This window comes from Streptomyces sp. NPDC093252, from assembly GCF_040683675.1.
Classification (GTDB): domain Bacteria; phylum Actinomycetota; class Actinomycetes; order Streptomycetales; family Streptomycetaceae; genus Streptomyces.
On sequence record NZ_JBFBEM010000001.1, the window covers coordinates 362,819 to 376,271 of the forward strand.

Sequence of the window (13,453 nt, forward strand, 5' to 3'; positions counted from 1 at the left end):
GTCGTCAGCGGCGGGTCGGGAGCGGTGCCCGGCCCGCCATCAGCCGGTCGACCAGGGCGAGCAGCAGATCCCGGCCGGCCCGTCGGTCCCGCAGGTCGCCCATGACGACGGGGACGTGCGGGTCGAGGTCGAGTGCCTCCCGCACCTCGGGCACGGTGCGGTCCTGGAGTCCGTGGAAGCAGTTGACGCCGACCACGAACGGGACGCGGCGGCTCTCGAAGAAGTCGATCGACGCGAAGCTGCTCGCCAGCCGCCGGGTGTCGGCGAGGACGATCGCGCCGAGGGCGCCCTGCACCAGGTCGTTCCACATGAACCAGAAGCGTTCCTGGCCGGGGGTGCCGAAGAGGTACAGCACGAGATCGGAGGTGACGGTGATCCGGCCGAAGTCCAGTGCCACGGTCGTGGTGGTCTTGTCCTCCACCCCGTCGAGGTCGTCCACGCCGAGTCCGGCGACGGTGAGTTGCTCCTCCGTGTGCAGGGGCGGGATCTCGCTGACGGCGCCGACCATGGTGGTCTTGCCGACGCCGAAACCGCCCGCGACGAGGATCTTCACGGCGGCGGGTGCCGCGATCGTGCCGGTGTCCGCGGCGGGACCCCCGGGCCGCGGGTCGTCAGAGTCTGAGTAGGGCATCCTTCACCGCCTGAAGAAGAATCATGTCGGGTTCCTCGCCCCTCACGACCGTGAGCGGCGGCCGGACCACCACCCGTCCGAGGCCGAGCAGATCGGCGACGAGGATCTTGGTGACCGCGATGGGCTGTCTCAGGAGGGCGGAGACCTCGGCGAGTGCGACGGGGGTGCGGCACTGTCTGAGGATCAGCCGGTGCTCGGGTTGCAGACCGCGGTCGGTCTGCGGGTCGCCGGGCCCGGCGACGGTGGCGATCACGGTGATGAGAGTGAGGTCGTCCCGTACCGAGGCCGTCCGGCCCTGGGTGATCGTGTAGGGCCTGACCAGGCTCTCCTCCGCGTCATCGGCATCCGCCGCCGCGTCGGCCCAGTGTCTCACTCACGCCTCCCCCGGCTCCCGCGCATACCCCTGGGCGATCCGCACCTCGGTCCCCAGATGCTGGCCCACCTGCTGGACGAGGGTGTCCATCGCCACCGCCATCACCTCGGCGTCCACCTCCTGGTCCGCGACGACCGCGAGATGGGTGCCGCGGCCGGCGGAGCTGATGAACAGCCACAGCGCGTCCAGTTCGACGATGACCTGGTGGACGGCGCCACCGCCGAACACCTCGCCGATGCCGCGCGCCAGGCTCTGCTGACCGGTGGCGATGGCGGCCAGGCGTTCGGCGTCGACCCGGGCGATGGTGCTGGACTGGCTGACGACCAGTCCGTCGTCGGACAGCACCACGGCGTTCCGGGTGCCCGGAACCTGGTCGACCAGACGGTCGAGCAGCCAGTCGAGGTCGGAGTTGGTGGCGGTGGTTCGCAGAGTCATCGTTCGTCTTCCTTCCGGGTCCCCTCGGGGCCCGGTGCCGGGTGGTTGGGTCGGGAATCGGGGGCGGGCCTGAGCCGGGCCGTCCGGGACTGGCGCTGGAAGGCCCCGAGGGTGGCACCGGAACGGGCGCCGGTACGGCGGGGCAGCGGCGGAACCGTGCCCGGGTCCGTGCGCTGTGCCTCGGGGCGCTGTGCCTCGGGGTACGGCGGTGGGGGCCGGCGGAGTTCGGTGGCGAGGCTGGCCTGCCGGACCCGCCGGGGCAGCGGCTGGGGCTCCTGCCCGGTGGGCGGGGGCGGGGGCTGGGGTGTCGGCGGGGGCGGGGTGGGGCGGGCCGGTGGATCGGCCCAGGCACCGACGAGGGGGCGGGTGGGCGGTTCCCGGTCGCCGGGCCGCTGCCACCGGGGGTCGCCGGGGTCGGCGGCCCGGCCTGCTGTGCCGTGCAGGGGGTCGCCGGGGTCGGCCGCCCGGCTGGCTGTGCCGTGCAGCGCGAGCTGGTCGGGGAAGGCTTCGGCGGCGCCGGGCGGGATCTCCTCGGACGGCGGTCCACCGTCGGTGATCAGTTCCCCGGGCACCAGGACGACGACCCGGGTACCGCCGAAGGACGAGCGGCGCAGCTCCACCTTGAGGCCCAGGTTGGCGGAGAGCCGGGCCACGACGTACAGGCCCAGCCGGGCGTCGTCGGCGCGGGACATCACATCCATCCGGGGCGGGTCGGCCATCAGGGCGTTGGCCTCGGCGTACTGCTCGGGGTCCATGCCCATGCCGCGGTCCTCGATCTCGATCGCGACGCCGTGCCCCACCTGGGACGCCCGTACCTCGACCGGGGTCGGCGGCCTGGAGAAGGAGACCGCGTTCTCCATCAGCTCCGCGAGGACGTGCGCCAGCGGGCCGACGGCACGTTCGGACAGCCATGCCTCACCGTCGGTGTCGATCCGGATGCGGCGGTAGTCCTGCACTTCGCCCTGCGCCGAGCGCAGGATGTCGAGCAGGAGCACGGGCCTGCGCCAGCGGCGCTGCGGCGTTCCGTTGCCGAGGATGACGAGGTTCTCCTCGTAGCGGCGCAGCCGGGCCGCCAGGTGGTCGAGGTCGAAGAGCCCTTCGAGGACCGCGGGGTCCTCGTGCTGCCGCTGCATCTCACCGAGGCGCTTGAGCTGCATACCGATGAGGAGTTGGGTGCGCCGGGCGATGCGTTGCAGCAGCCGCTCGAAGCCGCGGTACAGCTCGACCTCGCGTACGGCGGTCTCCAGGGAGGTGGCGCGGGCCTGGTTGAGGGCCTGGCCGAGCTGGCCGAGTTCGTCGTCGCCGTGGCGGACCTCGGGGAGTTCGGTGTCGGGGTCGGCCTTCTCGCCCCGGCGCAGTCGCTCCGCGAGGCCGGGCAGTCTGGTCTGGAGTTCCAGGGCCTCGGTGCGGAGCGCGAAGATCCGGCGGCGCAGGATGCCGGTGAGGCGCAGCGTGAAGAGAAGCATCAGCAGGACGGCGGCGACACTCACGGCGACATTGACGGTCACCTTCGTCATCAGGCTGTCGAGCTGGGCGTCGGTGCTGGCCTCGATGTCCGCGGCGTGGGCGTAGCCGGCCTGCTCCAGCTCGGGCCCGATCTCGCCGAGGACCTGCTGCCACTCCTCGCCGACCGGGGCGGGCACGGGGGTGCGGCCGGTCCGGTCCGCGTCCTCGGTGCTGAGGAGTGCGGTCTCGATGTCGACCTTCCGCTCCCAGTCGGCACCGCCCCGCACGTCGTCATACGCCTCGGCGCGCGGGGCGGGCAGTTGCGGCACGACCTTGTCGTCGTAGATGTGTTTCTGGGCGCCGATGGCGCTGGCGAGCTGGAAGCGCTGGCCGCCGGTGAGCCCGCCGCTCGCGGCGCCCGCGGCGATGATCGCGTCCTCCCGGGCGATCATCTCCAGTCCCCACTGGGCGTCGAAGGCCGGCCGGGAGAGGATGGCCTGTTCGCCGATGCCGACGTTGCTGAAGCCTTCCAGCAGCTCCAGTTCCGAGGTGATGATGGTGGTGTAGTCGTTGAACGTCTGCTCCGGGTCGGCGGACCCGTCGTCCAGGGCGGCACGGTAGGCGGGTAGCTCCCGGTACCCCGCTTCGAGCTGCCGGAACAACGCGTCGAGTTCCGTCGGCACGGAGCCGGACAGGGCGTCGATGGCGTCCACGGCGGCGTCGGTCCGCTCGCGCTGACGGGTCATCCCGGACGGGTCGGCCTGGGGTTCCGCCAGCTCGATCGAGGTCAGGCGGCGTTCCGCCTGGACGGCGGAGAAGAGGGTGAACAGGGGCCGGTTGAAGAGCAGCGCGGCCTCGTGCCGCTCCTTGACCCGGCGCCAGTCCTCGTAGTGCTGGGCCGAGTTGGTGGCACCGAGGGCGACCAGGGCGAGGCAGGGCACGAGAGCCAGCGCGAAGAGGATCGTCCGCAGTGACAACCGGCGCTCGGGGGCCGCCTCTTGTGCCGTCCGGCGGTTCTCGGCGCGTGTGGTTCGTCGTGCGTGGAGTGGCACAGTGGTCCCCGGCGGATGAGTGATGACGGAGCCATGCCCGGCAGCGGTGTCCGAGTCATGACAGGGGGGAGCCTATCGACTGGGTGGGCGATCTCCGCACCACCTGAGTCGATCGCTTCCTGTGAATCCGGCTGGGACGCACCGTACTTGGCATGACTCGGGTGATTGTGGACCTACCGAGCGCCGACCGAGGGGTTCGTCGAGCGCCGGTCACGGCGTCGGTCGTGCGTCGAGCAAGGGGCCTGTCGAGCACCGACTCACGTGGCCCTTCGCGCGCCGGTCACGGGGCCGGGCGGGCGCGCCGCTTCCGGGGCGGTGCGCACAGTTCGGTCGACGCGGCGCCGGGGGTGTCCGGGCCGGGGGAGGTGTCCTCGGCCAGGCCGACATCGGCGCCGACATCGCCGTCCGCCGCCGCCTTCAGTACGGCGGTCAGCAGGCCGGGGAAGCGCGCGTCGAGGTCGTCGCGGCGCAGCTCCACGTAGCAGCGGGTGCCTTCCTGGCGGGTGCGGGTGACACCGGCGTCGCGCAGTGCGCTCAGGTGGTGACTGAGGGTGGATTTGGCGACCGGTGCCCGCAGCTCGCCCCAGCCGCGTTCACGGCCGTCGGCCAGGACGCGCACCAGACCTATCCGGACCGGGTCGGCGAGCGCGTTCATCACCGCCAGGACCTCGATCTCGTTCCGCTCGGGGTGCCACGCGTTCCTCATGGGGCAATGCTACCGTGACGTTCGACGTTCCACGAACATCGAACATTGCGGCAACGGAACGTCGGGCATCAAGCACCGCACATCAAGCACCACAACACCCAGCACCACAACACCCAGCACCGCACCACCAAGCATCGCACCACCAAGCATCGAGCATCGGGCACCATCCCGAGCACTCTCTCTGAGCACTAGGAGCTGTTTCATGGCTGTCTCGCCACCCGCCGATCTCACCGGGCAGGTCGTCATCGTCACCGGAGCCGGTTCCGGGATCGGCCGGGCCACCGCGCATGCCTTCGCCGACGCCGGGGCACAGGTGCTGGGCGTCGGGCGCCGCAAGGACGCCCTGGAGGAAACCGCCGCCGACCGCCCCCGTATCGCCGCCCACCCGGCCGACCTGAGTGACCCGGACACACCCCAGGGTGTGATCGATGCCGCGATCGAGCGGTGGGGGCACCTCGACACCCTGGTCAACAACGCCGGCGCCACCCGGATGATGCCCCTGGACCGGACGACCGCCGAGGGCATCGCCGCCCTGTTCGACCTCAATGTCACCGCGCCCAGCCTGCTGGCCGCCGCCGCGCTCCCCCATCTGCGCAAGCGCCGGGGCACCATCGTGAACGTCTCCAGCACCTACGGACACCGCCCGCTGGCCGGCGCCGCGCACTACGGGGCGTCCAAGGCGGCCCTGGAGCAGCTCACCCGCGCCTGGGCCCTGGAACTGGCCCCCGACGGCATCCGGGTCAACGCCGTCGCCCCCGGCCCGACCGAGAGTGAGGCGCTGGCCGCGGCCGGACTGCCCGAAGGCGTCGTGGACCGGATCAAGCGCGACGAGGCCGACCGCGTCCCCCTCGGGCGCCGCGGCGAGCCGCACGAGATCGCCGACTGGATCCTCCGTCTGGCCGACCCCGCCACCACCTGGCTCACCGGTCAGATCCTCACGATCGACGGCGGTCTGGAACTGACCTAGCCACACCCCACCCGGGCCGGTCCCCCGCCCTTCCCCGACCCACCCGCCCGGAGCGAACCCTTCGACCGGCGGGGGCCGGTCATGGGGCTGATCGGTTGACGGGTCGGGGGCGGAATCCCCCGGGGGGACGGGGGCGGGTCAGCAGGGCTCGCCCCCATCCCCGTCCCGGAGGGCAGCGCCTCAGTCCGTCTCCGGATGCATGGTGAAGTCATACGCCTCGGGAATCCCGCCCGGACCGGCGCCGCACCCCTCCGATTCCCCCTCCCCCTCCGATTCCCCCTCCGCCCGCCGCTGCTGGTACTCCCGCCACAGGTCGCCCAGCGAGGTCTCCCCCTCTCGGAGGGTGGGTACCTCGATGCCCTCTTCGAGGAGGAGGCCGCAGCGGTCGAGGCGGCCGGCCGCGAGGGCGGCGCGTGCTTCCAGGAGCCGCGTGCGGCCGTCGGCTCGCTGCTCGGGGCCGAGGGTGTCCACGAGCGACAGGGCCCGGGACGGCTGATCGGCACGGAGCAGCAGGTCCAGCACCTCATGGAGGAGCGGGAGGAGTCCGGGGGTCAGTTCGTGGGCCCGCAGGTAGGAGCGGACGGCGCTCTCGGTGTCGCCCCGGCGGTCGGCGAGTACGGCCAGGTTGCGGTGGGCCCAGGCGTTGGGTTCGGCGGCGACCGACCTGGACCAGGCGTGCTCGGCGGCGGCGAGGTCGCCCCGGGCGGTGTGCAGGACGCCTTGGTGGAGGAGCTCGAGCCAGTCGTCCCCGGCGCTCTCCAGCAACGGGGCCCAGGCGGGGTCGACCTCGTAGGACGCCGGGGCGGTCGTGGGTGACGCGGTGGGCAGGGTGCCGGTGGTGAGCAGGGTGAGCCAGGGTTGCTGTTCGGGGCCGAGGGTGCGGTCGGCGAAGGGGGTGGCGGGGAGGCTGAGGGAGTGGTCGCCCCCGGCGGCTCTGCGGCGCCGCTCCAGCGCCCCCCAGCCCGACCCGTGGGACAGCACGTCGAGGGGCGGACTGTCGATCCAGGCGGCGGCTGCCTTCAGGTCCGCCTCCAGGGCGTCCCGGGTGATCAGGGAGTCCAGGCCCGCCTCGGCCGCCGCCCGCGCCCGGGGCCAGTCCCCGTGCACTGCCTCGGCGTCCGCGCTGAGCAGCCCGTATGCCTCGGCCCAGGTCCACTCCCCGCCGGGCGGGAGGGGTTCGTGTTCCAGTTGGGTACGGGCCAGACCGGCCTGGATCTCCAGGTAGGGGGTGTCCGGGCCGGAGAGCCACTCCTGCCAGCGGCGGCCCCCGGAATGTCTCCCCCACAGGAACAGTTTCCGGCCCCGCAGGCGGTCGGTGGAGGTCTGTGCCAGGCCCTGGCCCTGTCCGTCCAGTGCCGTGATCCAGCGTCGCTGGTCCGGGGCGAGGTCGAAGAAGTAGTCGGCCGCCGCCCCTGCCCGGGTGGTCCGGGTGAGGTCCAGCCCCTCGTGCTCCGGAACGGGAACGTGCCGCAGCACCCGGTCGTACGCGAAGTGCCAGGCGCTGTCGGCCGGGGCGAGGACACGGACGTCGGGCGCCTCGGGTACGGCGATGTTCGACCACCAGTAGACCGGCACCGTATGGCTGTTGGGGTTGGTGATCCGGATGTGGACGAGGAGGACGGGGGAGCCGTCGGGGAGGGAGGCGTCGATCTGGAAGACGGTCCGCCGCAGGCGCTCGAATTCGTACATCCGCAGGACGGGTGTGCCGTCGGGGCGTTCGGCGCGGACGGTGTGCAACGGGGCGCAGGTGGTGGGGGAATGGCCGATGGTGCCGGTGTTCCACTCCACGCCACCGGCGACCCAGGCGTTGCGCAGGGCGAGGTTGGCGGGCTGGAAGACGGGGTTGCGGAAGCAGAGTTCGCGGTGGCTCGGCTTGTGGAACAGCGACCAGAGCCGGCCGCCGGTGTCGGGGAGGAAGGTGGCGCGGAGGATGTCGTTCTCCAGGACGGCGGTCCGGTGTTCTCGTGGTTCCCGGGTGCGCCGGTAGCCGTCCTGGAGGGTGTGGGGCAGCACGGAGGGGAGCCTGCCGTAGGCGATGTTGTGCCGCATCTCCTCGTCGGCGGTGGAGAGGTCGGCGAGGGTGTGGGTGTCGCGGCCGGTGAAGAGCGGCGGGAGGGGGTTGGTCGGTCCGGTCTCGGCGGTGGGCATCACCAGGGTGGAGAGGCGCAGTTCACTCATGTCGTCGTCTCGCTCGGGGATGGTGGGCGGCTCGGGGGGTGCTGGGGATGTGCGTGCGGTCAGTCAGTCGATCAGCCGGTGAGCCGGTCACCCGGTCGGCTCGTCGCCCCGTGAGTCCGTCAGCGCGGCAGCGCGTCGGTCGTCCGTTGCGGGCTGTGCGCGGCAGCGCCGACCAGGGTCGGGTCCTCGTAGACGGTGTCCAGGACGGACCGGGCCGCTCCGAGGGCGGCGGCGGAGAAGCCCGTCCCGGAGCGGACGACCTCGGTCCTCGGGAAGGCGGGCAGCATGGCGCGTTCGTCCAGTCGCCGCCGCACGGCGGGCTCGAAGTAGTCCCCGAAGAAGGCGAAGTAGCCGCCCAGCACGATGACTTCGGGGTTGAGGACATCGGCGAGGATGCCCACTCCGTGCGCCACGCTCCCGGCGGTCTCGTGCAGCGCGCCCAGGGTGCGGGCGTCCCCGGACCGGGCCCGCCGCAGGATGTCGGACATCCGCTCCTCCAGGTCCCGGGAGGGATCCCGTACGGGGTCGTCGGCGTCGGCGGCGCGCCGCAGGAGGGCGTCCAGGCCGACGGCGGTCTCCCAGCAGCCGGTCCGGCCGCAGCGGCAGCGCCGGCCGGGGACGCCCAGGGCGGCGTGCCCGATCTCGCCCGCGAGACCGGCGTGCCCGCGCAGCAGCCGCCCTCCGGTGATGACCCCGGCCGCGACGCCCGCCTCGCCGGTGAGCAGCAGGAGTTCGGTGACGCCGCGCGCGGCGAAGCGGGCGTGTTCCGCCACGGAGGCGAGCCGGGCGTCGTTGTCGACGCGCACCTCGGGCAGGGCGGGGCCGAGGCGCTCGCCCAGGTACCGGGTGACCTGGACGTCCCGCCAGCCGAGGTTGGGGGCGAAGACCACGGTGCCGGACCGGGCGTCGACCACCCCGGGGGCGGCCAGGCACACGCCGATCACCTCGACGCCCCGCGCGGCCACGACCGTCACCGTCCGCCGGATCACCTCCGCGACGACATCCAGACCGGCGTCGGCGGTCAGCTCCCGTACGTCCACGGCCACGCGGGCGGCGTGCACCTCGGTGCCCCGGAGGTCGAGGGCCGCGACGCTGATGTAGTCGGCGTTGATCTCCAGTCCCAGGGCGCAGAGGGAGAGGCCGTCCACGGCCAGGGACTGCCCGGGGCGTCCCACGCCCTTGCTGCGGTCGGCCGCGCCCTCGCGGACGAGCCCGCGCTCGACCAGCTCGGCGACGAGGCTCGACACGGTCGCCTTCGGCAGATCGGTCTGCGTGGTGATCTCGCTGCGCGAACGGGCGCCGTGATCGCGCAGCAGCCGGAGCAGCAGGCCGAGGTTGTGCCGCCGGACGGTGGCGACCCTGCTCGCGTCGACCGTCACCGGGCCGGGGGTGCCGGGGTCCCTGTCGACGTTCATGTCCCTCCCCTCCACCCGAGTTGGCTCGGATTAGTTCGGACATTGTTCGAACTAACTTCGCGGGGAGCCTAGTCGAACAAGAGCCGACGGGACAGGGGTGGCGGCCGGGAAGAGCCCTCCGGGCCCGGGCTGCTGGAGATCGAGGGCGACCTGCGTTTCAGGCCGGACGCCACCGTCGCCTTCCTGGTCGTCCGAGGCTCCGCGCGGGCCGCGCGTGGGCGCCAGGAGCCGAGGTTCCCCCGAACGAAAACGGCGGACACCTCAGCGCCCCGCGCCGCTGCCTCCTCCCCCGAGCGAGGCAGAGGGTCGGGCGCTGGGGTGTCCGCCGTCCGCCCGGCGGGTCGGTCGGTCCTCGGCGCCCAGGGCGCCGCCCGCGCGGCGGGTGCGGAGAGGGTCGCCGTGGCCGCGACGGGCGCGGCGGCACGATCCTCCTCTGCCCATGTCTCCTCCGGGAGCCGCCGGGTTGTCGTGCCGTGCGCCCACTGTGACCCGCGGCGGCCTGCGCGGTCCTCGGCAACGAGCGCACACTTCCTAGGCATCCGGCGCCGGCGCCGACGCGCGGGCCCTCGCCCGTAGCTCGCTCGGCGGGAATCCGTACGCCTTGCGGAAGGTGCGGCCGAAGTCGGCGGGGTGGCGGAAGCCCCAGTGGGCGGCCGTCGCGGCGATGGTGGTGTGACGCAGCGCCGGATCGGCGAGGTCCGTGAAGCAGCGCTCCAGGCGCAGGCGCCGGATCAGGGCGGCCACGGTCTCCGGTTCGTCCCGGAAGAGGAGGTGGAGGCCGCGCAGGGAGATGTGGTGGTGGGCGGCGATGGCCGCGGGGAGGAGTTCCGGATCGCCGAGATGGTGGGCGATGAAGCTCCTGATCCGGGCCCGCAGCGCGGCCTTGCGCATCTCGGCGGGCAGGGTGTCCTGGATCTGGAGGCGTCCCGCCAGGGCGGTCGCGGCCAGATCGACCCCGATCTCGCCGAGCCGCGACAGTTCCGCAGGGGCGCAGGCGCGGGCGGCCGTCGGCAGCCCCGCCAGGTACGAGCCGAGCAGTGCCGCCGACCCCGATCCGGCCCGGGTGGACAGCGGTTCGGCCAGCAGCCGGTCCCCCCGGCCGCCGGCCAGCGGGAGCGCGGTGCGCGGGAGCCGCAGCAGTGTCAGCCGGGTCTGCCGGCCGCGGTCGAGGAAGTCGCAGTTCAGGGGGGCCGAGGTGGAGAAGAGAGTCATGTCCCCGGCGCCCAGGCAGGCGACGGCGCGGGCCTGCTCCAGGCGGATGGGGCTCCCATGGACGAGGACCAGGTAGTACTCCTCCGGATCGTGGCGGCGGATGTCCGGGGCCGAACGGCGGGCCGTCATCGGGGAGAAGCTGAAGGCGGCCACCTGGCTGTGCGGCATCCCCACCGCCTCCACGCTGCCCCGGAAGCGGGCGGCGTGGGGGCTGCGGATCGTCACGGGCATGACCTCGTCGCCGACCATCTCGGCCCACCAGGCGAACCGGTCCGCCGCCGGGACCGCGTCGGTGCTCGCGGACACCACCGGCCCGCCCCGGCGATCGGCTCCCCGCGCCGCCTCATCGTTCATGGACATCCCACGATGCTCACGGCCGGACACCCGCCCCGGAAAGCCGCCGACCGGCCAGATGGCGACGGTTTCGGACCTTTCACCAGGGCCGTGGCCCTTCAACAGAGCCATGGCTTTTCAGCAGGGCCATGGCCTTTTCAGCAGGGCCGTGACGGTCACCAGGGCCGTGGCCCGCCCCCGGAGCGAGGGCGCGGGCGGTTACGGCGTCGTCCGTGGTGGGCGGGCGTCGTACGGGTTCAGGGACATCGCCTCGCGCGGCACCCCGGTGGGCGGTGCGGGAGGCGGTGACGTGGGTGGTGCCGTCGGCGGTGCCGTGGTGCGGGGGTCGGTGGTGCGGGGGACGTAGACCGGGCCGTCGTCGCGGTAGAAGAGGTCGATGTCGGCTTCCTCGCCGCCGACGATCAGGGTGTCCCAGGCGCCGCTCTCGCGCAGGGTGCGCAGGGTGGCGGGGGCGACGGTCACGAGGCGGGCGCGGAGTTCGGCGTCGGAGGGCATGCCGGGGAGGCGCGGGGCGAGGCGTTCGCGGATGCCCGTCATGCGGTCGAGGAGGGCGTCGAGGGGGTCGTCGGGGCCGGGGGGCGGGGCCGGTGCGCCGCCGCCGAAGGGGGTCGCCCCGGAAGGCTTGGCGCCGGCAGGTTCCGTGCTGCGGGCGATGATGTCCTTGATGGCGCGGGTGACACCGTGTTCGTCGGTGGTGACCATGGCGTTCCAGGCACGGCTCTTGTGCCGGTACTGGAGCATGGACATGGCCGCCTCGTGGCGGATGAAGTCGGCGTCGCGCAGGGGCCTGCCGCGCCAGGCGCGGCTGAGCGAGCGGGCCAGCGAGGTCGCGGACGCCAGACCGCTGTTGAGGCCGCGGCCGGGCCAGAAGTGGATGGCGTTGGCGGCGTCGCCGAGGAGGAAGCCGTAGGTGCCCGGCGCGGTGGCGGTGGGGCGGGTGAGCTGGGCGGTGAAGCGCGGGCGCTGGACCATGTCCAGGCGGAACGAGGTGATCGCGGTGAGGTCGTCCTCGGGGACGTCGAAGAGGTTCAGTCCCTGGAGGATCTCCTTCCAGAGCGGGGAGCCGCGCAGCAGGGCGGGCAGGAACAGGGTGCCGTGGGTGGGGCAGCGGAACTCGTTGCCCTCCTCCCGGGTCATCAGGCAGGGCCGGGCGGCGACGCACTCCTCGAAGACATGGCGGACCGGGTCGATCCCGATGACGCTCTTGGCCTCCTCCCGGGTCAGCCGCATGTTCAGGAAGCCCTCGCCGCGCAGCGAGTTGAGCAGGAACCGGTTCTGGGAGACGGTCAGCAGCACGCTCATCGGATCGGGCAGCCGCGACTTCACCCGCAGACCGAGCACGAAGTCCTGGAGATGTTCGCCGTCGAGGGAGTAGATCGAGGCGTCGGCGGTGCCGAACCGGTCGGCGAAGTGCTCCCGGGTGCGGGAGCGTCCGCCTTCGCAGATCACCAGGATGTGCTGCTGGGTGAGGCGCCCCGGCTCCTCCGGGTCGAAGCGCCTGGGCACCAGCCGGATGGCCGGGCGCTGCCCGGCGAGCGCGAGCAGCCGGTCCTCGATGTAGGCGATCCGGATGTTGCGGGGCGGCCTGCCGTCGACCGAGTCGGGTCCGACGGGCCACATCTCGGAGAAGGCCGCGCCGTCCGCGAACAGCGTGCCCCGCACCTCCTCCGGCAGGGCCAGATACTGCCGGGACTGCACGGTCACGACCTGCTGACGGCGTACGTTGCCGTCGGCCTCGCCCTTCCACACGACCGTGCCGCCCTCGCGGGTCCAGCGCCCGTCATGGACGGTGATCGCGACCCGGCCGCGCAGCATCTCCTCCAGCGACAGCGCGAACGCCAGCCCCACCGGTCCCCCGCCGCTGACGGTGACCCGCAGCACCCCGGGGTCCGCCACGTCCACCCTCGGGACGTCCAGCAGGGAGAGGTCCATGACCGTCTCCAGGGCGTCCTGGGCCTCGTAGAGGAAGGTCTCCTCGCCGATGCGGATGCAGTCGTTGGGGCGCAGGACGTGCCGGGTGATCCGTTCGTCGTTGACGAAGGTGCCGTTCCTGCTGTCGCGGTCGTAGAGGACGTGGCGGCCGTCCTCGGTGACGATCTCGGCGTGCAGCCGCGACGCGCGCTGGCTCACGATCACCACGCCGTTGTCGCTCTTGCGCCCGAAGGTGAGGGGAGCGCCGCCCAGTACCACGCTCTGTCCGGAGAAGGGACCCGTGCGCCCCACGATGACGGATGGCACTCCACACGCCTTTCGGCCGATATCTGCTGCCCGGTGTCCTGCTCGCGCAGGGGACCGGCCCATCGTCGTGGCCGGTCGCGGCCACGTCCAGTCCCGTACACGGAGAACACGTACGCCGGGCCCTTTCGGTTTCGACCGCCTTGTGCCGGTGGGGAGTTCGGGACGGATTCGTTGCCCGATCGCGTAGTTACGGAACTGGCACAGAGTGGAACGAACCGTGGGTGCCCGCGCGACGTACTTGTTCGGACGGAGGGCGTCGCCCGCCCCGCCGGAGCAGGCCACGACATGAGGAGACCCGTCCCGATGCACGACCAGGACGAGCAGAGCACACCGGGAGCGCGGGGGCCGGGAGCCCCGGGGGCGCGGGGGCCGGGGGCCCCGGAGGCGCGGGGGCCGCGGGAGGGCGGGCTGGTCGCCGGGCGGTACCGGCTGCTGTCCCGGCTCGG

Annotated in this window: 10 protein-coding genes; 1 reads left to right on the forward strand and 9 read right to left on the reverse strand. The window is 73.0% G+C overall.

What is annotated here, in order from left to right; genetic code table 11:
• Nucleotides 1–4 precede the first annotated feature (4 nt).
• The 5 genes from AB0O01_RS01380 to AB0O01_RS01400 all read right to left on the reverse strand — a co-directional run bounded on the left by AB0O01_RS01380 (nucleotide 5) and on the right by AB0O01_RS01400 (nucleotide 4,643).
• Nucleotides 5–631 carry an ATP/GTP-binding protein gene (locus AB0O01_RS01380; RefSeq protein WP_365309739.1) on the reverse strand — a complete coding sequence of 209 codons (627 nt, stop codon included), beginning with the start codon at nucleotides 629–631 and terminating at the stop codon, nucleotides 5–7.
• The gene (locus AB0O01_RS01385; RefSeq protein ID WP_365309741.1) at nucleotides 612–1,004 is read right to left on the reverse strand and encodes a DUF742 domain-containing protein; all 393 of its coding nucleotides are present in this window, start codon (nucleotides 1,002–1,004) and stop codon (nucleotides 612–614) included. The genes AB0O01_RS01380 and AB0O01_RS01385 overlap by 20 nt, the downstream gene beginning before the upstream one ends.
• Nucleotides 1,005–1,439: a roadblock/LC7 domain-containing protein gene (locus AB0O01_RS01390; protein WP_365309743.1), complete on the reverse strand. Its 435-nt coding sequence runs from the start codon at nucleotides 1,437–1,439 to the stop codon at nucleotides 1,005–1,007.
• Complete coding sequence (locus AB0O01_RS01395; RefSeq protein WP_365309745.1) at nucleotides 1,436–3,937, reverse strand: nitrate- and nitrite sensing domain-containing protein; 2,502 nt, start codon at nucleotides 3,935–3,937, stop codon at nucleotides 1,436–1,438. The genes AB0O01_RS01390 and AB0O01_RS01395 overlap by 4 nt, the downstream gene beginning before the upstream one ends.
• 280 nt (nucleotides 3,938–4,217) lie before the next feature.
• On the reverse strand, nucleotides 4,218–4,643 hold the full coding sequence (locus AB0O01_RS01400; protein WP_365309748.1) for a metalloregulator ArsR/SmtB family transcription factor: 426 nt from the start codon (nucleotides 4,641–4,643) through the stop codon (nucleotides 4,218–4,220).
• 202 nt (nucleotides 4,644–4,845) lie between these two features.
• Between AB0O01_RS01400 and AB0O01_RS01405 the strand changes: the two genes are divergently transcribed.
• Nucleotides 4,846–5,610: an SDR family oxidoreductase gene (locus tag AB0O01_RS01405; protein ID WP_365309750.1), complete on the forward strand. Its 765-nt coding sequence runs from the start codon at nucleotides 4,846–4,848 to the stop codon at nucleotides 5,608–5,610.
• A 180-nt stretch (nucleotides 5,611–5,790) separates the two neighbouring features.
• Here AB0O01_RS01405 and AB0O01_RS01410 read toward each other — a convergent pair whose 3' ends face one another.
• The 4 genes from AB0O01_RS01410 to AB0O01_RS01425 all read right to left on the reverse strand — a co-directional run bounded on the left by AB0O01_RS01410 (nucleotide 5,791) and on the right by AB0O01_RS01425 (nucleotide 13,007).
• Nucleotides 5,791–7,788, reverse strand: coding sequence for a DUF5107 domain-containing protein (locus tag AB0O01_RS01410; RefSeq protein ID WP_365309752.1), 1,998 nt, complete (start codon nucleotides 7,786–7,788; stop codon nucleotides 5,791–5,793).
• Nucleotides 7,789–7,907: 119 nt separating this feature from the next.
• Nucleotides 7,908–9,203 (reverse strand): ROK family transcriptional regulator, encoded by a 1,296-nt coding sequence (locus AB0O01_RS01415; protein ID WP_365309754.1) that lies wholly within the window; start codon nucleotides 9,201–9,203, stop codon nucleotides 7,908–7,910.
• A 531-nt stretch (nucleotides 9,204–9,734) separates the two neighbouring features.
• Nucleotides 9,735–10,775, reverse strand: a complete 1,041-nt coding sequence (locus AB0O01_RS01420) for a helix-turn-helix domain-containing protein (RefSeq protein WP_365309756.1) — start codon at nucleotides 10,773–10,775, stop codon at nucleotides 9,735–9,737.
• A 192-nt stretch (nucleotides 10,776–10,967) separates the two neighbouring features.
• On the reverse strand, nucleotides 10,968–13,007 hold the full coding sequence (locus AB0O01_RS01425) for an FHA domain-containing protein (RefSeq protein WP_365309758.1): 2,040 nt from the start codon (nucleotides 13,005–13,007) through the stop codon (nucleotides 10,968–10,970).
• Between the last annotated feature and the right edge of the window lie 446 nt (nucleotides 13,008–13,453).

Coding starts and splice junctions, on each gene's coding strand:
- AB0O01_RS01410 (WP_365309752.1), bottom strand. CDS start 7,788: ATGAGTGAACTGCGCCTCTCCACCCTGGTGATGCCCACCGCCGAGACC.
- AB0O01_RS01380 (WP_365309739.1), bottom strand. CDS start 631: ATGCCCTACTCAGACTCTGACGACCCGCGGCCCGGGGGTCCCGCCGCG.
- AB0O01_RS01405 (WP_365309750.1), top strand. CDS start 4,846: ATGGCTGTCTCGCCACCCGCCGATCTCACCGGGCAGGTCGTCATCGTC.
- AB0O01_RS01415 (WP_365309754.1), bottom strand. CDS start 9,203: ATGAACGTCGACAGGGACCCCGGCACCCCCGGCCCGGTGACGGTCGAC.
- AB0O01_RS01400 (WP_365309748.1), bottom strand. CDS start 4,643: ATGAGGAACGCGTGGCACCCCGAGCGGAACGAGATCGAGGTCCTGGCG.
- AB0O01_RS01420 (WP_365309756.1), bottom strand. CDS start 10,775: ATGTCCATGAACGATGAGGCGGCGCGGGGAGCCGATCGCCGGGGCGGG.
- AB0O01_RS01390 (WP_365309743.1), bottom strand. CDS start 1,439: ATGACTCTGCGAACCACCGCCACCAACTCCGACCTCGACTGGCTGCTC.